The 20044-nt window shown below is 68.3% G+C and carries 16 protein-coding genes and 1 tRNA gene; all 17 read right to left on the reverse strand.

Annotated elements, in window-relative coordinates; genetic code table 11:
• Positions 1–166: 166 nt before the first annotated feature.
• Positions 167–1678, reverse strand: coding sequence for a transcription termination factor NusA (nusA, locus tag ABE488_RS06405; RefSeq protein WP_346442323.1), 1512 nt, complete (start codon positions 1676–1678; stop codon positions 167–169).
• An 8-nt stretch (positions 1679–1686) separates the two neighbouring features.
• The gene (gene rimP / locus ABE488_RS06410; RefSeq protein ID WP_346447594.1) at positions 1687–2310 is read right to left on the reverse strand and encodes a ribosome maturation factor RimP; all 624 of its coding nucleotides are present in this window, start codon (positions 2308–2310) and stop codon (positions 1687–1689) included.
• A 222-nt stretch (positions 2311–2532) separates the two neighbouring features.
• A tRNA-Met gene (locus ABE488_RS06415) sits at positions 2533–2609 on the reverse strand.
• 12 nt (positions 2610–2621) lie between these two features.
• On the reverse strand, positions 2622–4031 hold the full coding sequence (locus ABE488_RS06420; protein WP_346447545.1) for a cupin domain-containing protein: 1410 nt from the start codon (positions 4029–4031) through the stop codon (positions 2622–2624).
• The gene (locus ABE488_RS06425) at positions 4028–6361 is read right to left on the reverse strand and encodes a DUF4135 domain-containing protein (protein ID WP_346447546.1); all 2334 of its coding nucleotides are present in this window, start codon (positions 6359–6361) and stop codon (positions 4028–4030) included. Before ABE488_RS06425 ends, ABE488_RS06420 begins: the two co-directional genes overlap by 4 nt.
• A 136-nt stretch (positions 6362–6497) precedes the next feature.
• A complete protein-coding gene (locus tag ABE488_RS06430) occupies positions 6498–7700 on the reverse strand; it encodes a hypothetical protein (protein WP_346447547.1) in 1203 nt (400 codons plus the stop codon).
• Between the two features lie 68 nt (positions 7701–7768).
• On the reverse strand, positions 7769–7948 hold the full coding sequence (locus ABE488_RS06435; RefSeq protein WP_346447548.1) for a hypothetical protein: 180 nt from the start codon (positions 7946–7948) through the stop codon (positions 7769–7771).
• A 196-nt stretch (positions 7949–8144) separates the two neighbouring features.
• Positions 8145–8324 carry a hypothetical protein gene (locus ABE488_RS06440; protein ID WP_346442318.1) on the reverse strand — a complete coding sequence of 60 codons (180 nt, stop codon included), beginning with the start codon at positions 8322–8324 and terminating at the stop codon, positions 8145–8147.
• Between the two features lie 320 nt (positions 8325–8644).
• Positions 8645–10108 (reverse strand): NADH-quinone oxidoreductase subunit NuoN, encoded by a 1464-nt coding sequence (gene nuoN, locus ABE488_RS06445; RefSeq protein ID WP_346442317.1) that lies wholly within the window; start codon positions 10106–10108, stop codon positions 8645–8647.
• Positions 10109–10136: 28 nt separating this feature from the next.
• On the reverse strand, positions 10137–11648 hold the full coding sequence (locus tag ABE488_RS06450) for an NADH-quinone oxidoreductase subunit M (RefSeq protein WP_346442316.1): 1512 nt from the start codon (positions 11646–11648) through the stop codon (positions 10137–10139).
• Between the two features lie 13 nt (positions 11649–11661).
• Positions 11662–13725, reverse strand: a complete 2064-nt coding sequence (nuoL, locus tag ABE488_RS06455) for an NADH-quinone oxidoreductase subunit L (RefSeq protein ID WP_346442315.1) — start codon at positions 13723–13725, stop codon at positions 11662–11664.
• A 7-nt stretch (positions 13726–13732) separates the two neighbouring features.
• Positions 13733–14059, reverse strand: a complete 327-nt coding sequence (nuoK, locus tag ABE488_RS06460; RefSeq protein WP_337245097.1) for an NADH-quinone oxidoreductase subunit NuoK — start codon at positions 14057–14059, stop codon at positions 13733–13735.
• Positions 14056–14709: an NADH-quinone oxidoreductase subunit J gene (locus ABE488_RS06465; protein ID WP_346442314.1), complete on the reverse strand. Its 654-nt coding sequence runs from the start codon at positions 14707–14709 to the stop codon at positions 14056–14058. Before ABE488_RS06465 ends, nuoK begins: the two co-directional genes overlap by 4 nt.
• Before the next feature lie 3 nt (positions 14710–14712).
• Positions 14713–15201: an NADH-quinone oxidoreductase subunit NuoI gene (gene nuoI / locus ABE488_RS06470; RefSeq protein ID WP_183426500.1), complete on the reverse strand. Its 489-nt coding sequence runs from the start codon at positions 15199–15201 to the stop codon at positions 14713–14715.
• A complete protein-coding gene (gene nuoH, locus ABE488_RS06475) occupies positions 15201–16325 on the reverse strand; it encodes an NADH-quinone oxidoreductase subunit NuoH (RefSeq protein ID WP_346442395.1) in 1125 nt (374 codons plus the stop codon). Before nuoH ends, nuoI begins: the two co-directional genes overlap by 1 nt.
• Before the next feature lie 8 nt (positions 16326–16333).
• On the reverse strand, positions 16334–18565 hold the full coding sequence (gene nuoG / locus ABE488_RS06480; protein ID WP_346447549.1) for an NADH-quinone oxidoreductase subunit NuoG: 2232 nt from the start codon (positions 18563–18565) through the stop codon (positions 16334–16336).
• 103 nt (positions 18566–18668) lie between these two features.
• Entirely contained in the window at positions 18669–20036 is a 1368-nt protein-coding gene (nuoF, locus tag ABE488_RS06485) for an NADH-quinone oxidoreductase subunit NuoF (RefSeq protein WP_346442312.1), read from the reverse strand.
• Positions 20037–20044 lie beyond the last annotated feature (8 nt).

Consider the following 20044-nt stretch of genomic DNA (forward strand, 5'->3'; position numbering starts at 1 on the left):
AGCGCTGCATGGGGTGCATTCCGAACGCGACCGCCTACCGGGACCGGGCGACTGCAGGCGCGCCCCTCGAAGGAGCCTGCGACCTGCGCCATCACTGCGGCCTTCCCGACGGTCCGACTACGACTTCGGGTCGTCCTGCCCGGCCTTCACACGACCGGGCGGCAGATCACCCCTCCCGTTCCAGACGTGCGATCTCCTCGGCACGCGCGGCCAGGATCAACGCCGCGGCGCGCGCCTCGTCCAGGCCCTCGATGCCGAACTCCAGCACCTCGTCGGCGCCCAGGTCGGAGAGGTCCTCGCTGGTGCGCACGCCGTGGGCGGCGAGCGCAAACGCGGTGTCCTCGTCCATGCCCTCGAGTGCCAGCAGGTCCTGGGCCGGCGCGTTCTCGTCGGCTTCCTCCTCGACCGCGAGCGCGTCGTTGAGCAGGGCGTCGCGGGCGCGCGAGCGCAGCTCTTCGACGATGTCCTCGTCGAAGCCCTCGACGGCGAGCAATTCGCCGACCGGCACGTAGGCGATCTCCTCGACGGTGCCGAAGCCCTCGGACACCAGGATGCCGGCGATTTCCTCGTCGACTTCCAGCTTGTCCATGAACAGTTGGCGCGCGGCGGCCTGCTCGGCCTCCGACTTCGCGGTCACCTGGTCCTGGGTCATCACGTTGAGCTGCCAGCCCGCCAGGCGGCTGGCCAGGCGCACGTTCTGCCCGCCCTTGCCGATCGCCTGCGCCAGCTTGTCCTCGGCGACCGCCAGGTCCATCGAGTGCTTGTCCTCGTCGACGACGATCGACTGCACCTCGGCCGGGGCCATCGCATTGATGACGAACTGCGCCGGGTTGTCGGACCACAGCACGATGTCCACGCGCTCGCCGTTGAGCTCGTTGGACACCGCCTGGACGCGCGAACCGCGCATGCCGATGCACGCGCCGATGGGATCGGTGCGGGTGTCGTAGGCGACGACGGCGATCTTGGCGCGGTCACCCGGATCGCGGGCGCAGGCCTTGATCTCGACCAGGCCCTGGCCGACTTCCGGCACCTCGAGCTTGAACAGCTCCATCATGAATTCGGGCGCGGCGCGGCTGATGAACAGCTGCGGGCCACGGGGCTCGCTGCGCACGTCGTACAGGTAGCCGCGCACCCGGTCGCCGGCGCGCACGACATCGCGCGGAATGGCCTTGTCCTTCTGGATCAGCGCCTCGGCATTGCCGCCCAGGTCGACATAGACATTGCCGCGTTCCACGCGCTTGACCACGCCGGTCACCAGCTCGCCCACGCGATCCTTCCACGCATCGACGACCTGCTGGCGCTCGGCCTCGCGCACGCGCTGCACGATCACCTGCTTGGCGGCCTGCGCGGCGATGCGGCCGAAATCGACGTTCTCGATCTGCTCTTCGATGTAGTCGCCGACCTCGACGCCGTCGGCCTCGTCGACCGCGTCCATCAGGCGGATCTGGCGATCGGGCGACTCCATCACCACGTCGTCGGCCACGACCTCCCAGCGGCGGAAGGTCTCGTAGCTGCCGTCCTTGGGATCGATCGCCACGCGGGTCAGCACGTCCTGATCGACATAGCGCTTCTTGGCCGCCGTGGCCAGCGCGGCCTCGATGGCCTCCAGGATCACGGTCTCGGGGACGCCTTTTTCGCTGGCGACCGCATCGACGACCAGCAACAGTTCCTTGCTCATCTTTTCATTCACTCCGCACCGGCCGGCTTGCGCGGCCGCTTGTTGTCACGTGGTGTGTTGTCAGCGTTGCGGGCCGCGCCGGCGGCGCGGCCCTTCTTGTCCTTCGACGGCGCCAGGCCCAGCGCGGCCCAGTCGGGGACCAGCCGCGCCTTGTCGATGTTGTCGATGCGCACCGTCAGCGGCGTACCGTCGACGTCGAACGTGATGGTCTCGCCGTCGACCGCGTCGATGCGGCCGGTCAGGCGGCGGCGCCCGTCCTGCGGCAGCTTCAGACCGACCTTCGCGGTCTGGCCGGCGAAGCGCGCGAAATGCGCGGCCTCGAACAGCGGCCGGTCGACGCCGGGCGAGGACACCTCGAGCGTGTAGTTGCCGCTGATCGGATCTTCGACGTCGAGCTGCGCGGACACTTCGCGGCTGACCGCCTCGCAGTGCTCGATGGTCACGCCCTGCCCGGCCTCGCCGTCGGTCGCGTCGCCTTCGGCGGCGTCCGTATCGTTGGCCGGCAGATCGATATACAGCCGCACCAGTGCGCCACCGGGCGCAGGCAGGTACTCGATGCCCAGCAGTTCGAGGCCGAGGGATTCGACCGTCGCCGCCAGCATCGTCTTGAGTTGTGTCGCCTTGTCCGCCACTCGTCCCTCGCGTTGTCCGGTACCGCGTCCGATCGCCTGCACGTCGACGACCTGCCGACGCGCGCGTCGGTTTTTGCGGTCGTGGAAAACGACAAGGGGCCCGACGGGCCCCTTGTCCGATACCACTGGATGTCGGCGCCGAAGCGAAGCAGGAGCTTCGGCAAGCCCAGACTTTTCGCTTCCGGGCGCCTTGCGGACACCCATCGAACAACGCGAAAAATTTGGTAGCGGGGGCAGGATTTGAACCTGCGACCTTCGGGTTATGAGCCCGACGAGCTGCCAGACTGCTCCACCCCGCATCAGGAGTGCGATTATGAAGCGAGCGGTGCGGAATTGCAAGCCAGAACACCCTTGCACATCCCGCTTCGCATCGCTCGATCGTGTGCCGGTGGCCGGATCACGAAAGACCGCCGGCATGATACCGCATGCGCATCGGCGCCGCCATCGCGCGTCGACGCCGATGCCGATGCAGGGACCAGCGCGCGCGTGGACACCAGCCATTCGAGCAATGCCCGCGCCTGCGTTTGCTGCAGCGTCACGCCGGTCGCCGATGCCTCGGGCGCGGTGCCGGCGAAGGGCGCGAGCAGTTCGGCGACGCCGACGCCCGCCCCCGAATCGAAACGGCGCAGCAGCGCCGCAGCCCTGTCGTCGAAGCCCTCGACGCGGCGCACATGGCCGGCTGCGCCGCACAGCGCACTGTCGCCGTCGTGCATCCAGGCGAGTGGAAACGACGGGTCGGCGAGCTGCCATCGCCCCTGCGCATGCAATGGCGCCACAGGCGACGCCGGGGGTGGCGGCACGAAGCCGCCGCCCGTGCGCAACGCCAGATAGCCGGCCGAGGCGGCGCTGCGCAGCGCCGCCGGCGTGGCCAGGCGCCGGACCGTCGCCAATGCCCCAGCGACCTGGTCGGCCGCCCCCGCGTCGTCTCCGCACGCATCGCCTGCAGCGGCGGCCTGCGCATCCACCGCATCGGCCGCACGCACGATCGCATCGAAGTCGTAGAGCAGCGCATGACCGTCACGCGGGATCCCCACGTTGACACTGGTCGCCACCTCGACGCCGAGGGTTTCGCCGACGTGGTAGTACGCCGCGGGCCAGTAGAGCAGATCGCCCGGCCCGACATCGATCGCGAAGGAGTCGGCCAGATGCTCGGCGTAATCGACCCGCGTCGCCACCGCGTCCTGCCAGGGCCGCGTGGGCCAGAACCGCATGCGCTTGCGCCCCTGCAGCACGAATACGAAGGTCGCGAACCGGTCCTTGTGCACCCCCACCGGCGTGCGTTCGTAGTTACCGTGGAACAGCGTGGTGATCGCCCCGGTCGACGGTAACCCGACCTGCGCGAACAGGCCCTGGAAAAAACGCCGCCCGCCCTCCCAGATACGCCGATCGTGTCGGTGGAACTCGTTGACGATCAGCGCATAGCTGCGCCCGCCGCCCTCGCGCAGTATCCGCTGCGCGTAACGTTCGAACGTGGCGTCCTCTTGGCGCGGCAACCAGGCACCGGGCTGCCGCCGCTGGCGATCGTCGAGCACGAACCGGCAGGCCTGCTCGTCGCCGTTGGCCGTGCGCGCGGCTGACGCCGCTGCCGCCAGTGCCGCGTCCAACGGATACGGCGCCGCGCCATGGCGCCGGAACACCACCGGCCGGCGGTCCCAACACGTCGCAACGAACTGCGCCCAGTCGATCGGTCCCTGCGCTTGCAGGTAGGGCATGGCCTTCATTCCCCTCCTCCCCCGTAGACACGTTGCAGCAGCGCCCGATACTCGGCCAGGGGCGGCAGGCCCATCTGTCGCCGCCACGTATCGACCTGCGTCGGCGACTGGAGCGGATACGGCACCAGCCGCCCCTGTCGCCGCCTGAACTTCGTCCCGTAGCGTTGCCTGCGGCCCGCGTTCACGCAGACCGCGTCGGTCAAGTAGGCGAGGTGGCGCAGCGGCACGTCCCCTTCGGCCGCAGCGGCCTGCACCAGCGCCAGGCATCGTCGCTGCAGCGTCGCGCCACGGCGATCGGCATGCTGGGCGAGTGTCACCGCGGCCTCGCAGGCACGGGGGCCGACCCGGGCCACCGTGGGCCAGCCGTGTGCGTCGAGCACGGACTCGAGCCAGGCCAGCGCGGTCTGCGTCAGTGCCCGCAGGCGCGCAGCGGTCTCGCGATCCCGGAAACCGTCGGCCGCCCATTGCCGACGCAGCGCGCCGTCGAGTCGCTGAATCGCCAGCAGCCGCCGGCCTATCGCGCGTAGGCGCGGCGGACCGGCAGGCAACGGCAGCGCCTGCACCTCGATCCGCTGGCGATTCCAGCGGTAGGCCACCCGGCAACCGGCCTGGGCCCAGTCGAAATGCACGCTGCCGGCCTGGGTGCTGCGGATACGCAGGTCCACGCCAAGCGCTGGGTCGCGCAGCCGCCAGCCGGCGCCGTCGCGCCATGTGTCGGGCGCATCGCGCGCCAATTCTGGAAAGGCGTGCGCGACGGCATCTTGGATCAACGTCGCCAGATCGACGAAATCGAGCTCGCGTGCCAGCAGGCCGTCCAGGTCGGGCAACAGCGACGGTACCTCGACCGACAACGGCCCGACCCGCCGCGCGCGCGCGAACGACGGCGCCGCCAGCGCGCGCGGGGCGCCGCCGTCGAGGGGCGCGAAGAAGTACGGCACGTCGCCGCGCGCCAGCTGCGCGCGCTCCTCCTCGCACAACGGCACGCCCGCGTCCGCGCGCTCCCCGCCGTCGGCGCCGCGCTCGAGTGCGCGCGCATAGGTCGACGTGAGTTTGGGCAAGACGCGGACCCGGCCGCCGCGCAGCGAGGCGCGCAGGCGCGCGTGCAGCGCCTGGCGATGCTGCAGCAGGCAGGTCCACGTGTCGAACATGCCGCGCAGCATCGCCGGCAGTTGGCGCGCCGGCCCGAGGTTGCCGACGGCATCGGCCACCGCGGCACGGGTCTCACGGCGCGCCCAGGCAGCCATCGTGCGCCGCAGCTGCAACGTCCTGCCCGGGGCGGAGAAGAATGCTACGGCCGGCCCTTCGACGTCGTCGGGCCGCAGTTTCGACGCAAACGCCGGATGGCCCCCGCAACGGTGCGCGGGCGAGGCGACCAATCCGGTGCCGGTCATTCGCTGCATCCGGCACCCGAACACTTCCAGATCGACGACGTGCGGCATGGGATCGCGCGCACCCGACCGCACTCCGCACAACACGTTGCTCTCGCCCAGGTCGGTCGCGCCGACCACGTGACAGGCCACGCCCAAGGCACCGGCCGAGCGCCAATACGCGCGCACTGCAGGTGGCGACAACCGCGCCCCCTCGATCGCCGGACGCGCCTGCGGGTCCAACATGCCCCAGTCTCGTGGCCGCTCCACCCAGTCCTGCCAACTGTAGGTCCAGCGATCGCGGCCGACGCCGCGCCACACGCGCAACGTGGGCAGGCGGATCGGACCGGACACCGGCGCCAGACCATTGAGCCAGGCGAAGATCGACACGCGCCCGTCGACCGGCGCGTCCGCCAGGAAGATCCGCTCGCCATCGACCGGCCTGGGTTTGTAGGCGATGCGGGTGCCATTGCGCAGGCGCAGACACAGCACCCGCTGGCCGCCATTGTGGGTTTCCGAGGGGCTGGCCCACAGCCCGACGACGGGGCCACGCACTGCATCGCCGAAGACCCCGGCCTGCAGGTCGCGGCGCAGGCGCGCAATAAACCGCATGAGGAAGGTCCGGAACAGGCGACAGCGCTCGGCGACCTCGTCACGATGGTCGGCACCGCCGATGGCGCAACGGACGAAGGCCTCGCTGACCAACGGCGCAAACAAGGCCGCATTGCCGAGGCCGAGCACGCGAACGCCGAACAGGTCGGCATGCGCCCGTCCCAATGCCCGGCACCAGGGACCCAGGGTCTCGAGCATCTCGACGAATGCCGCGAACTCGGGCCGCGCCAGCACCACCGCCAGCGATCGCGCATCATCGCCCCCCCGCAACGTGCGCAGCGGTTCGATTCGTCCGTCGGCGCGATGACGCGCGACCGGCGGCAACAGCGCACCCCCATCGCCGCGAGCGATCCTGCGCACGAGGGCCCGGGTCTGGGGCGGTAGTCGGACCGGGCGCGCCGACCGTGGCAGCGATACCAGTGCGTCCTGCAGCGCGGGGCGATCGAGCGCGTCCCGAATGCGCCCGGCGCGCGCCCCCGTCCGGCCGGCCAAAGCCTCAGGGCTCCCCGTCGCGATGGCCGACGGCCGCCGGGACATCCGGCACGACGCCACGCACGCTCTGGAGTTGCGCCAGCACGGCGCGCAGCGCGGGATCGGCGCCGCAGAGCGCGTCGACCGTCCAGGCGCCACCGCCGGCAAGCGTCATCCGCAATGCGCGACTGGCTGGCGTGTCGTCGACGGCCAGCGTGTGGCCATTGACCGCCCACAGCCGCACCCCCTCGCCGGCCGGGATCTCGAGAATCCGCGCGCCAGGCACCGTGCGAACACGATCTGCCGACGCCAGTGCGGGGAGCGCCAGGCGACCGGGCACCGGTTCGAGTGCGCACGCACTGGCCCGAGCGAGTCGATGCACACGGTCGGCCAGGTCGGCCGACGCGCCGGCCACCCATGCGCCCAGCGCATCTGCGTTGCGCGCGAGCGCGGCCGGCAACTCGAGCGCGCCGTCGACGCCCGTGCCGCGGACCGGCAGCGACGGCACGGCGTCCCCGTCAGGGCGTTCTGTCGGCAGCAGGGAAGCGAACAGATCGAGCAGTTCGCGAGTCGCGCCGACGCGATGCCGGGGTATGCCCAAACGAAGCGCGACGCAGCTCCCGTCGCCGGTCTCCTGCCAAGCCTCGCCGCACGGGCGATACAGCAGCGCGCCGGCACCCGCGGCCGCGACTGGGTGGCCGCTGCGCGCGCAGGTCAACGCGACCTGCCCCGACAACGGAAAGATCAGCGCCGCGTCCCGATGCGCGGCCGCCTCCCGTCGATACCGGCCCAGCAGCAAGTGCGCCACGATCGGCCGTGCGGGGCAGCCGAGATGCGCACACCAGGCCCACAGGAAGTTTCGGACCCGCCTCCATGCCGCGGCATCGGCGATCAGCGGCGCCTCGATCTCCAGCGACACCGGGTCGTCCGGCGCCCAGGCCTGCAACCGACGCAGATACCCCTCGCCCGACCGGTCCCGCTCGTCGGGCAACAGCGCGCCCGGCGCGCGGATCTCGGCCTCGCCAACGAACAAGCGCACTGCGGGCAGCGTGAAAAAGCGGATGCCGGAGCGCGATGGCCCGCAGATCGCGACCGCCAGGCGATACGCCGCGGCGGCCGACCAGGGCGCGACCGCGCGAAACAAGCCCGGCGCCTCGCTGCGATGACACAACGCCAGACGATTCCAGTCCAGTTGGGCGGGCTGCGCCTGCGCTGCTGCCGTGTCCATGGCCGATGCCTTCCGATCCGCAAGAGCCGCACCCGGCGGGCGTCGCCAGCCGGGTGCGGCGGCTGCGCTCAGACGCAGTAGATCGTGCGCGAACAGGTCGCCTGCGGCGCGACGCCCGCGTTGTCGAGGGCGGTGCCCTTGGGCGCCGACTTCTGCATCTGCCCGATCAGATGGTCGAGTGTCGACTTCGCATCGCCTGCCCGATCGTGGGCGGCGCCCCGCTCCTTGCTTGCGCTGACCTTGTGCATGCTCGTCTCCTTCGCTGTTGGGATGAGGTCCGCCCGCCGTCTTTGACGGGCCACCATCGAGATCGCGCGCGCCCACGGCACGACGCAAATGAATGCGATGGCCGCGAGCCCGCGCCATGGCCGGCGTCACATCGCCTGGGCCAGCGTGCTTGGCAACACCCGCCCCAGACCGCCGGCTCGACGCGGCGACAGGCGCCTAGAAGCAGTAGATCGTCCGGAAACAGGTCGACTGCGGTGCGATACCCGCGTTGTCGAGTGCGGTCCCCTTCGGCGCCTGCTTCTGCATCTGCCCGATCAGCCGATCGAGGTTGGTCCTCGCATCGACGGCCGGATTGCAACGAGTCCCCTGATCCTTGCTTGCCTTGACCTTGTCCATGATCGTCTCCTGTGCTCGGTTGGGTGACATCCCGGGGCGTTCTTGCGATCACCGGCGGATCCGGCGAGTCGCGTCGCACCGGCCCGCCGTCCTCGACGGGCGGTTCCGGAGTAGCACGCCACAGCGGAGCCATGCAAATGAATGCACCGCACACAAGCGCGAGCCATGACAGCGGTCACACCCTGGACTCGCCGGCATCACCCAGATGCCAGTCTCCGATGGCCCCCACGCGAACAGGCGTACAAACGACGCCGGCCGGGTCGAAGACCCGGCCGGCGTTGGTGACATCGAGGGTCAGCGCGACTGCGCGCGGCCCTGGGTCAGGCGAACGCCTGCTGGCACCAGGCCATCAGCGGGCTCCAGAACAGCCCCAGGCCCAGTAGCGCCAGCGCATTGACCGCGAACACGATGCGCAGCAGCTGGCCCGGGCGCTGCGCGACCGGCGCGGCGTTGGGCGCATCGAAGTACATGACCTTGATCACGCGCAGGTAGTAGAACGCGCCGATGACCGCGAACACGATGCCGACGATCGCCAGCCACAGCAGGTCGCCTTCCAGCGCGCCCTGCAGCACGACCAGCTTGGCCCAGAAGCCGAGGAACGGCGGCACGCCGGCGAGCGAGGCCATGATGCACAGCACCAGGCCGGCCATCCACGGGCTGCGCTGGTTCAGGCCCTTGTAGTCCTCGATCCGCTCGGCCTCGAAGCCGGCGCGCGAGAGCATGACGATCGCGCCGAACGAGGCCACCGACATGATCGCGTAGCTGATCGCATAGAACATCGCCGCCGCATGTCCGGTCTCGCCGCCGCCGGCCAGGCCGAGGAACAGGAAGCCGACGTGCGAGATCGTCGAGTAGGCGAGCATGCGCTTGAGGTTGGTCTGCGCGATCGCGAACAGGTTGCCGACCGCCAGCGACAGCGCCGCGAGCAGCGCCAGCAGCAGCTGCGACTGGTCGTGCACCTGGCCCAGCGCGGTGTCGAGCAGGCGCCAGGCCATGCCGAACGCAGCCAACTTGGGCACCGAGCTGATGAACGCGACGATGGGGGTCGGCGCACCGTGGTAGGTGTCGGGCAGCCACATGTGGAACGGCGCGGCGCCGAACTTGAACGCGATGCCCACCAACACGAAGACCATGCCGGTCAGCAGCAGCACGCGCCCCTCGCCCACCAGCCCACCGACCGCTTGGTCGATGCCGGGCAGCGACAGCGTGCCGGTCGCACCGTAGATCAGCGACATGCCGAACAGCAGCATGCCCGAGGCCAGTGCGCCGAGGACGAAGTACTTCATCGCCGCTTCCGACGACAACGGGTTGTCGCGGTCGCAGGCCACCAGCGCATACGAGCACAGCGCCAGCAGTTCCAGGCCGACATAGACCATCGTCATGTTGTTGGCCGAGACCAGCAGCATCATGCCGGCACTGGTGAACAGGAACAGCACCGGGATCTCGCCCTGGTACAGGCCCCGCTCGCGCAGGTACGGCCATGCGTAGCCCAGCGCGATCGCGCCGACGATCAGACCGGCGACCTTGAGCACATCGGCGCCGGCATCGCGGACGAACATGTCGGCCAGGATGGTGCCGTGACCGCCGACGCCGGCGGCGATCAGTGCGGCCGCGCCGAGCATCGTGGCCACTGCCAGCGCATGGGTGACGATGCGGCGGCGCGGGTCGAGGAACAAGTCGAGCATCAGCAGCGCGAACGCGCCCAGGATCACGACGAGCTCGGGCACGATCGGGCCGAGCTCGGCCAGCGTGCGGACGGGGGGCGTCATCGGAGCGGAAATCATCGCGGCACGGCTCTCATTGAATATGGACTCACAGCTTGCTGGCGGCGATCACATTCGCCAGTTGCGCGATGGACGGCTCCATCAGGTCGGTCAGCGGCTTGGGATAGACACCGATCAGCAGCGTGCCCGCAGCGAACACGCCCAGCACCAGCGCCTCGCGGCCGTTGATGTCCTTGAGCGCGGCGACGTGCGCATTGGCGACTTCGCCGTAGAGCACCCGCTTGACCAGCCACAGCGTGTACGCAGCGCCGATGATCAGCGTCATCGCCGCGAAGAAGCCGATCAGCGGATGGTTCTGGAACGCGGCCAGGATCACCATGAACTCGCCGACGAAGCCCGACGTGCCCGGCAAGCCGGAGTTGGCCATCGCGAACAGCACGTAGAACGCCGCGAACCAGGGCATCACATTGGCGACGCCGCCGTAGTCCTTGATCATGCGCGTGTGCATGCGGTCGTACAGGATGCCGATGCACGAGAACATCGCACCGGACACGAAACCGTGCGAGACCATCTGCACCATCGCGCCCTGCAGGCCCAGACGGGCCGCATCGCCGGCGTCGACGTCGCGCACCAGCGCAAACGCGATGAACACGCCCAGGGTCACGAAGCCCATGTGCGAGACCGACGAGTACGCCACCAGCTTCTTCATGTCCTGCTGGACCAGCGCGACCAGGCCGACGTAGACCACCGCGATCAGCGACAGTGCGATCACCAGCCACGCCCACTCGTGGCCCGCATCGGGGGTGATCGGCAGGTTGAAGCGCAGGAAGCCGTAGCCGCCGATCTTGAGCATGATCGCCGCCAGGATCACCGAGCCGCCGGTCGGCGCCTCGACGTGCGCATCGGGCAGCCAGGTGTGCACCGGGAACATCGGCACCTTGACCGCGAACGCGGCGAGGAAGGCGAAGAACAGCCAAGTCTGCTCGGTCGCCGACAGCCGCACCGCGTACAGGTCGGGCAGCTGCCAGCTGCCGGCCTGCAGATACAGGTAGATCAGCCCGACCAGCATGAACACCGAGCCGAGGAACGTGTAGAGGAAGAACTTGACCGAGGCGTAGACACGCCGCGGACCGCCCCACACGCCGATGATGATGAACATCGGGATCAGCATCGCCTCGAAGAACACGTAGAACAGCATCGCGTCCACGGCGCAGAACACGCCGATCATCATGCCTTCGAGGATCAGCATGGCGGCGTAGTACTGGTGCACGCGCTTGCTCACCGACGTCCAGGCGCCGATCAGCACCAGCGCGGTGGTCAGCGTGGTCAGGATGATCAGCGCCACCGAGATGCCGTCCGCGCCCAGGTGGTACTCGATGTCCAGCGACGGGATCCACTCGCGGCGCTCGAGGAACTGCATCCCCGCATTCGCGTAATCGAAGCCGGTGAACAGCGGCAGGCTGAGCACGAACACCGCCACGGCGACCGCGAGCGACACCCAACGCACGGCATCGGCGCGGCGATCGCCCAAAGCGAGCACGCAGGCGCCGCCGAGGATCGGCAGCCAGATCAATAGACTGAGAAGAGGCCAGTTCGACACGTGGGTATTTCCGTCAGCGCCAGTACTTGATGAGGACGGCCAGGAGCACGATCAGGCCGACGATCATCGCGAATGCGTAGTGGTAGAGAGCGCCGGACTGCAGCCGGCGGACGAGGCCCGAGACCAGGTCGACGACGCGCGCCGAGCCGTTCACGAACAGGCCATCGATGACCTTGGTGTCGAACACGCGCGACAGCTTGCCCAGCGCGACGCCGCCGCCGGCAAAGCCGCCGATCCACAGGTCGTCGGCGAAGTACTTGCGCTCCAGCACCCGGATCGGCAGCGCAAACACGCGCGCGGCCTTGGCCGGCAGCTCCGGCTTCCACCAGTACATCACCGTGGCAAGCACGAAGCCGGCCACGACCAGCCAGAACGCAGGTGCAACGAAGCCGTGCAGCGCGAAGCCGACCGGGCCATGCCACAGATCTTCCTTCAGCGCCGCCAGCACGTCGTTGGACGCCAGCACGTGGATCACGCCATCGAAGAACCCGGTACCTGCATGGTGGCCGCTCCAATCGGTGCCGAAGAGCATCGGCCCTGCGGTGAAGTAACCGATCAGGATCGACGGGATCGCCAGCAGGATCAGCGGCAGCGTCACCACCCACGGCGACTCGTGCGGCTCGTGTGCGCCATGGCCGTGATGACCATGGTCATCGTGCGCATCGTGCGCATCGGAGGCGTGCGCGTCGCGGAAGCGCTCCTTGCCGAAATAGGTCATGTACAGCAGGCGGAAGCTGTAGAACGAGGTCACGAACGCACCCAGCAACACCGACCAGTACGCGTACTGATACACCCAGCCGCCGTCGCCGGCATGCTTGGCCGCCTCGATGATCGTGTCCTTGGAGTAGAAGCCGCTGAAGAACGGCGTGCCCACCAGCGCCAGCGTGCCGATGACGCTGGTCCAGAACGTGATCGGCATGTACTTGCGCAGGCCGCCCATCTTGCGCATGTCCTGCTCGTGGTGCATGCCGATGATCACCGAGCCGGCGGCCAGGAACAGCAGCGCCTTGAAGAACGCGTGCGTCATCAGGTGGAACACCGCGGCCGAATACGCCGACACGCCCAACGCCACCGTCATGTAGCCAAGCTGCGAGAGCGTGGAGTACGCGACCACGCGCTTGATGTCGTTCTGCACGATGCCGATCAGGCCGGTGAAGAACGCGGTGGTCGCACCGATGAACAGGATGAACTGCAGCGCGGTCTCCGACAGTTCAAACAGCGGCGACATGCGCGCCACCATGAAGATGCCGGCGGTGACCATCGTCGCGGCGTGGATCAGCGCCGAGATCGGGGTCGGGCCTTCCATCGAGTCGGGCAGCCACACGTGCAGCGGGACCTGGGCCGACTTGCCCATCGCACCGATGAACAGGCAGATGCAGACCAGCGTGGCCACCGACCACTCAAAACCGCCGATGATCTCGACCGTCTGCCCGCCGCCGATCGTGGTGTCGGCGGCTGCGAACACGGTCGCGTAGTCAAGGCTGCCGAACCAGTACAGCACGCCGGCGATCCCGAGCAGGAAGCCGAAGTCGCCCACGCGGTTGACCAGAAACGCCTTCATGTTGGCGAACACCGCGCTGGGCTTCTTGAACCAGAAGCCGATCAGCAGGTACGACACCAGGCCCACCGCCTCCCAGCCGAAGAACAGCTGCAGGAAGTTGTTGCCCATCACCAGCATCAGCATCGAGAAGGTGAACAGCGAGATGTAGCTGAAAAACCGCTGGTAGCCGGGGTCCTCGGCCATGTAGCCGATCGTGTACAGATGCACGAGCAGCGACACGAAGGTCACCACGACCATCATCATCGCCGTCAGGTTGTCGACCAGGAAGCCGACATGCGCCGAATAGTTGGCGACCTCGAAGAACGTGTAGACGTTCTCGTTGAACGGTGCGGCGCCCTGCAGCAGCTGCCACAGCGTGTAGACCGACAGCGCACAGCTGACCGCGACACCGGCGATCGTCGCCACGTGCGCGCCGACGCGCCCGACCTGGCGTCCGAACAGGCCGGCGATGACCGAGCCCAGCAGCGGGGCCAGGACGATCGCGACCAGGATGCTCTTTGAAATCGTGTACTCCATGCCCGGCTCAGCCCTTCAGCGTGTCGAGTTCGGCGACGTTGATCGTGCGCCGGTTGCGGAACAGCGTGACCAGGATCGCCAGGCCGATCGCGGCCTCGGCCGCGGCCACGGTCAGGATGAAGAAGACGAAGATCTGGCCGGCGGCATCGCCGTACTCGCGCGAGAACGCGACGAAGTTGATGTTGACCGCGAGCAGCATCAGCTCGATCGACATCAGCAGGATGATCACGTTCTTCCGGTTGAGGAAGATGCCCGCCACGGAAATGCAGAACAGCACCGCGCCCAGCGACAGGTAGTGGCCCAGCGACAGGCCGGTTCCGAACAGCTCGGTCATTTCGCTTCTCCCTCGGTCGGCAGGTCGCCGGCATCGGCCGGCCCCTCGACCACCGGACGCACCGCGTCCATCTTGACCACGCGCATACGGTCCTTGGCACGCACGCGCGCCTGCTCGCCCGGGTTCTGGTGCTTGGCGCCCGGACGGCGGCGCAGCGTCAGCGTCACCGCGGCGATCACCGCAACGGTGAGGATCACTGCGGCGACCTCGAACGGCAGCAGGAAGTCAGTGAACAGCCGGCGGGCCAGCCACACCGTGTTCGAGGCCCCGGCCGCGTCGACCGCATCGACCGCGAATGGCGTCATGCGGCTGCGCACGCCGATCAACGCGAGGATCTCGAGCAGCATCACCACCGCCACGATCAGGCCGACCGGCAGATAGCGCACGTAGCCTTCGCGCAGCGGCGCGACATCGATGTCGAGCATCATCACCACGAACAGGAACAGCACCATCACAGCGCCGACATAGACCAGCACCAGGGCGATACCGAGGAACTCGGCGCCGATGAGCAGCCAGGTGCAGGCGGTGGAGAAGAACGTCAGCACCAGGAACAGCGCCGCATGCACCGGGTTGCGGGCGCTGATCACCGCAACCGCGGACATCACGGTCGTCGCGGCGAAGACGAGGAAGAAGATCAGGGCGAGGTCCATGGCTTACCTGTACGCGGAGTCGGCGGCGCGGCGTTCGGCGATCTCGGACTCGAGACGGTCGCCGATGGCCAGCAGCTGCGGCTTGGTCACGATGTTCTCGCCGCGGTTCTCGAAGTGGTACTCGTGGATATGCGTCTCGACGATCGAATCCACCGGGCACGACTCTTCGCAGAACCCGCAGTAGATGCACTTGAACAGGTCGATGTCGTAGCGCGTGGTGCGGCGGGTGCCGTCGGCGCGCTGCTCCGAATCGATCGTGATCGCCAGCGCCGGGCACACCGCCTCGCACAGCTTGCACGCGATGCAGCGCTCCTCGCCGTTGGGATAGCGGCGCAGCGCATGCAGCCCGCGGAAGCGAGGCGACTGCGGCGCCTTCTCCATCGGGTACATCAGCGTGTACTTGTCCCGGAACAGATACCGGAACGTCAGTGCCATGCCGCCGAGCAATTCGAGCAGCAGCAGGCTCCTGAACCATGCAACGAACTTGCCCATCACTGCCCTGCCTCGAATACACCGAAGTACGCCATCAACGCGGTGACCACGATCCAGCCGATGCTGATCGGGATGAACACCTTCCAGCCCAGCCGCATGATCTGGTCGTAGCGATAGCGCGGGAACGACGCGCGGAACCAGATGAAGCAGCTGGCGAAGAAGAACACCTTCGCAAACAGCCACCACCAGCCGTCGACCGCCAGCCATTCGAGCACCGGCACGCCGTCGAACCAGCCCTGGAACGGCGACAGCCAGCCGCCAAGGAAGAACGTCGCGGTCAGGAAGCTGATCAGGATCATGTTCGCGTACTCGGCCAGGAAGAACAGCGCGAACGCCGACCCCGAGTATTCGACCATGTGACCTGCGACGATCTCCGACTCGCCCTCGACGACGTCGAACGGCGAGCGGTTGGTCTCGGCGACACCGGACACGAAATAGATCACGAACAGCGGCAGCATCGGCAGCCAGAACCAGTCGAACAGGCCCTTGCCGCCGGACTGCGCCATGACGATCTCGCTCAGATTCAGGCTGCCGGCGCCGACCATCACGCCGACCAGCGCGAAGCCCATCGCGATCTCGTAGCTGATCATCTGCGCCGAGGCGCGCATCGCGCCCAGGAACGCGTACTTGGAGTTCGACGCCCAGCCGGCCAGGATGATCCCGTAGATGCCCAGGCTGGTCATCGCCAGCAGGTACAGCAGGCCCGCATTGGCGTTCGACAGCACCAACTGGGTATCGAACGGCACCACCGCCCAGGCCGCGAATGCCGGCGCAAGGGTGATCAGCGGCGCCAGCACGTACAGCACGCGCTGCGCGTTGGTCGGCTGGATGACTTCCTTGAACAGCAGTTTGAAGACGTCGGCGAAGGCCTGGAAGATGCCCATGCCGACGTACATCGGCCCGTGACGCACGTGCATCCAGCCGATCAGCTTGCGCTCCCAGACCACGTAGAACGCCACGGCGATGATCACCGGCATCGCGATCACGAGGATCTTGAGCACGATCCACAGCACCGCGCCGATGCCGCCCAGCGACAGCAGGGCCTCGTGCAGCGGCGCGGTGAGATCGCCGAGCAGCGTTGCAGTGTTCGTGACGCCGGCCTGCGAAGTGCCGGCTTGCAACATAGGCATGCTCATGCCGCCACCACCTTGACCTTGCCGGCCACCAGCGCCGCGGTGGCGCCGTAGCCCGATTCGATCCATGCCGCACCGAGCGCGACGCGATCGTCGACGACGACCTGCAACGTGCCGGTGCCCACTGCGTTAGTGACCTTGGCCATGCGTCCGTCGGCCACCCCATGCGCCGAGGCGTCATCGGGATGCAGCGCGATGCGCGGACCCAGGGTCAGCGGATGGGACTGCAACGCCGCAGCGCGACGGGTCAGCGCATCGACCCGGTAGATCGCCTGGGTCACCGCCAGCTCGAGCCCGTCGCCGTCCACCGTCGGGGCCGCGGAGGCCGCAACCGCCACGGTCCGCGGCTGCAGGCTGGCACGCAGGCCGGCCAGATCGGTGAACTCGAAGCCCGGCACCGCCAGCTCGCCGCCGAGCGCACGCAGCACACGCCAGCCCGCCCTGGCATCGCCCGGCAGCTTGCCCGCTGCGGTCGCATGCTGCGCGCGTCCGTCGAGGTTGGTCAGCGTGGCATCGATCTCGGCGAGCGCGCCGATCGGCAGGATCACGTCGGCGACGCTGCGGGTGGATTCGCAGGCGAACTGGCTGAAGGCCACGACCTGGGCTGCACCCAGTGCCTGCATCGCCTGCGCCGGATCGGCGAAGTCCAGGCCCGGCTCGATGCCGTAGATCACATAGGCGCCGCGACGCTGCGCAAGCATCGCGTTGGCATCGCGCGTGGTCGGCAGCACGCCGGCCGCCGTCAGGCCAACCGCGTTCGCGCCCTGCGGGATCCGGCACAGCGCGGCCCCGGTCGACTGCGCGAGCGCGGCCGCGGCCTTGCGGATGTCGGCGGCGTGCGCGCTGGCTTCCGCCTGCGCGCCGACGATGATCGCCGCATGCGCGGCGCCGCGCAGTGCGTCGGCGAGCTCGCCGACCTGCAGCGTCTGGGCGATACGCGACGGCGGCACGATGGCCTTGTCGGCGATGTCGAAGGTGAACTCGAAATCGACCGGATTGACGACGTAGACCTTCGCGCCGCGCTTCCATGCCTGGCGCACACGGTGGTGCAGCAGCGGCACTTCGTGGCGCAGGTTGGATCCGACGATCAGCACCGCGTCGGCCTTGTCGAGCTCGGCGACCGGCATCGCGAAGGCTTGCGCGACGGCGCCGTCGGACAGGTCGCGCTGGGCGATGCGGTGGTCGAGGTTGCCCGTACCCAGGGCATCGGCCAGACGCGCCAGCAGCGCGCCCTCCTCGTTCGAGGTGGCCGGATGCACCAGCATGCCGAGTTCGTCGGCCGGGTTGTCGCGCAGGATCCGGGCCGCGCGCGTGAGCGCCTCGTCCCAGGTCGCCTCCCGCCACTGGCCACCGTCCTTGATCTGCGGATGCAGCGCCCGGTCCTCGGCCGCCAGCCCCTGATGCGAATAGCGATCGCGATCCGACAGCCAGCACTCGTTGACCGCTTCGTTGTCACGCGGCACCGCCCGCATCACTTCACCGCGGCGCAGATGCAGGAACAAGTTGCTGCCCAGCGCGTCATGGCCGCCGAGCGACTCGCGCGCGATCAGTTCCCACGGCCGCGCGCGGAAGCGGAAGACCTTGTTGGTCAGCGCGCCGACCGGGCACACGTCGATGACGTTGCCCGACAGTTCGGTCGTCAGCGGCTTGCCGTCGTAGGTGCCGATCTGCAGGTTCTCGCCGCGCTGCATGCCGCCCAGCTCGTAGGTGCCGGCGATTTCGGCGGTGAAGCGGATGCAGCGCGTGCACTGGATGCAGCGCGTCATCTCGGTGGCGACCAGCGGACCGAGGTCTTCGTCGGGCACCACGCGCTTGCGCTCAGCAAAACGGCTGACCGAGCGGCCGTAACCCAGCGACAGGTCCTGCAGCTCGCACTCGCCACCCTGATCGCAGATCGGGCAATCGAGCGGATGATTGATCAGCAGGAACTCCATCACGTTGCGCTGCGACTTGAGAGCCTTTTCGCTGCGCGTGACGACCTTCATGCCGTCCATCACCGGCGTGGCGCAGGCCGGCGCCGGCTTGGGCATCTTTTCGACTTCGACCAGGCACATCCGGCAGTTCGCCGCGATCGCCAGCTTGTCGTGATAGCAGAAGCGCGGGATCGCGATGCCGGCCTTGTCGGCGGCCTGGATGATCATCGAGCCCTTGGGCGCGGCCAGCTCGACGCCGTCGATGAAGACGGTGACGTGGTCGGGCGGCAGATTCGGATTCACAGGTTGCGCGCTCATGCGGCGACACCCTTCAACATTGCGACGACGCCCCTCGAGTCGAGGGGCTGGGCGCGTTCGCGCGACGCGCGAATGCGTCCGGGGAGCTGGAGACGTGCTGCGCTCATGCGGCCACCGCCTTCGCCACCACGGTGCCGTTGCGCTGATCGTCGACCAGGAAGCGCCGGTTGACGATCGCGTACTCGAACTCGTCCCAGAAGTGGCGCAGGAACCCCTGCACCGGCCACGCAGCGGCCTCACCGAACGCGCAGATGGTGTGTCCCTCGATCTGGCCGGCGGCCGCCCGCAGCATCTGCAGGTCGTCGACGGTCGCCTTGTGTTCGGCGATGCGGGTCAGCATGCGGTACATCCAGCCGGTGCCCTCGCGGCAGGGCGTGCACTGGCCGCAGGACTCCTTGAAGTAGAAACGGGCGATGCGCTGACAGGCGCGCACCATGCAGGTGGTCTCGTCCATCACGATGACCGCACCCGACCCCAGGCCCGAACCGGCCTTCTGGATCGCGTCGTAGTCCATCGTCAGACCCATCATCGTCTCGCCCGGCAGCACCGGCATCGACGAGCCGCCCGGGATCACCGCCTTGATGCGGTGCCCGTTGCGCATGCCGCCGCACAGGTCGAGCAGTTCGGAGAACGGCGTGCCCAGACGGATCTCGTGGTTGCCAGGACGCGCGACGTGGCCGGAGACCGAGAAGATCTTGCAGCCGCCGTTGTTGGGCTTGCCCAGGTTCAGGAACCACTCCGGGCCGTTGCGCACGATCGCCGGCACCGAGGCGTAGGTCTCGGTGTTGTTGATCGTGGTCGGCTTGCCATACAGGCCGAAGTTGGCCGGGAACGGCGGCTTGAAGCGCGGCTGGCCCTTCTTGCCTTCGAGCGATTCCATCAGCGCGGTTTCCTCACCGCAGATGTAGGCGCCCGCGCCCAACGCGTTGTAGATGTCGATATCGATGCCCGAACCGAGCACGTTCTTGCCCAGCCAGCCATTGGCGTAGGCCTCGGCGGTGGCTTCCTCGAGATGCTCGAACGGCTCGTGGTGGAACTCGCCGCGCAGGTAGTTGTAGGCCACGCTCGAGCCGGTCGCGTAGCAGGCGATCGCCATGCCCTCGATGACCGCGTGCGGGTTGTAGCGCAGGATGTCGCGGTCCTTGGCGGTGCCGGGCTCCGACTCGTCGGAGTTGCAGAGGATGTACTTCTGCATCTCGCCCTTGGGCATGAAGCTCCACTTCAGGCCGGTCGGGAAGCCCGCGCCGCCGCGGCCGCGCAGGCCCGACTGCTTGACCATCTCGATGACGTCGGCCGGCGGGATCTTCTCTTCGAGGATCTTGCGCAGCGCGCTGTAACCACCCGTCTTGAGGTAGTTCTCGTAGCTCCACGGCTTGTCGAAATGCAGCGTGGTGTAGACCGCCTGGTGTTCCTTGGGCGCAGGCCCGACGGGCCCGTAGCCTTCGGAAGACTTGGGATGGTGATGTGCCATGTCCGCGC

The sequence above is a fragment of the Luteimonas sp. TWI662 genome (assembly GCF_039673825.1).
Taxonomy (GTDB): domain Bacteria; phylum Pseudomonadota; class Gammaproteobacteria; order Xanthomonadales; family Xanthomonadaceae; genus Luteimonas.

Bases quoted from the DNA above. Each gene is read 5' to 3' on its own strand.
- ABE488_RS06435 (WP_346447548.1), bottom strand. From the start codon at position 7,948: ATGCACAAGGTCAGCGCAAGCAAGGAGCGGGGCGCCGCCCACGATCGG.
- ABE488_RS06420 (WP_346447545.1), bottom strand. From the start codon at position 4,031: ATGAAGGCCATGCCCTACCTGCAAGCGCAGGGACCGATCGACTGGGCG.
- ABE488_RS06430 (WP_346447547.1), bottom strand. From the start codon at position 7,700: ATGGACACGGCAGCAGCGCAGGCGCAGCCCGCCCAACTGGACTGGAAT.
- ABE488_RS06465 (WP_346442314.1), bottom strand. From the start codon at position 14,709: ATGGACCTCGCCCTGATCTTCTTCCTCGTCTTCGCCGCGACGACCGTG.
- ABE488_RS06440 (WP_346442318.1), bottom strand. From the start codon at position 8,324: ATGGACAAGGTCAAGGCAAGCAAGGATCAGGGGACTCGTTGCAATCCG.
- nuoL (WP_346442315.1), bottom strand. From the start codon at position 13,725: ATGGAGTACACGATTTCAAAGAGCATCCTGGTCGCGATCGTCCTGGCC.
- nuoI (WP_183426500.1), bottom strand. From the start codon at position 15,201: ATGGGCAAGTTCGTTGCATGGTTCAGGAGCCTGCTGCTGCTCGAATTG.
- nuoK (WP_337245097.1), bottom strand. From the start codon at position 14,059: ATGACCGAGCTGTTCGGAACCGGCCTGTCGCTGGGCCACTACCTGTCG.
- nuoH (WP_346442395.1), bottom strand. From the start codon at position 16,325: ATGTTGCAAGCCGGCACTTCGCAGGCCGGCGTCACGAACACTGCAACG.
- nusA (WP_346442323.1), bottom strand. From the start codon at position 1,678: ATGAGCAAGGAACTGTTGCTGGTCGTCGATGCGGTCGCCAGCGAAAAA.
- nuoG (WP_346447549.1), bottom strand. From the start codon at position 18,565: ATGAGCGCGCAACCTGTGAATCCGAATCTGCCGCCCGACCACGTCACC.
- nuoF (WP_346442312.1), bottom strand. From the start codon at position 20,036: ATGGCACATCACCATCCCAAGTCTTCCGAAGGCTACGGGCCCGTCGGG.
- nuoN (WP_346442317.1), bottom strand. From the start codon at position 10,108: ATGATTTCCGCTCCGATGACGCCCCCCGTCCGCACGCTGGCCGAGCTC.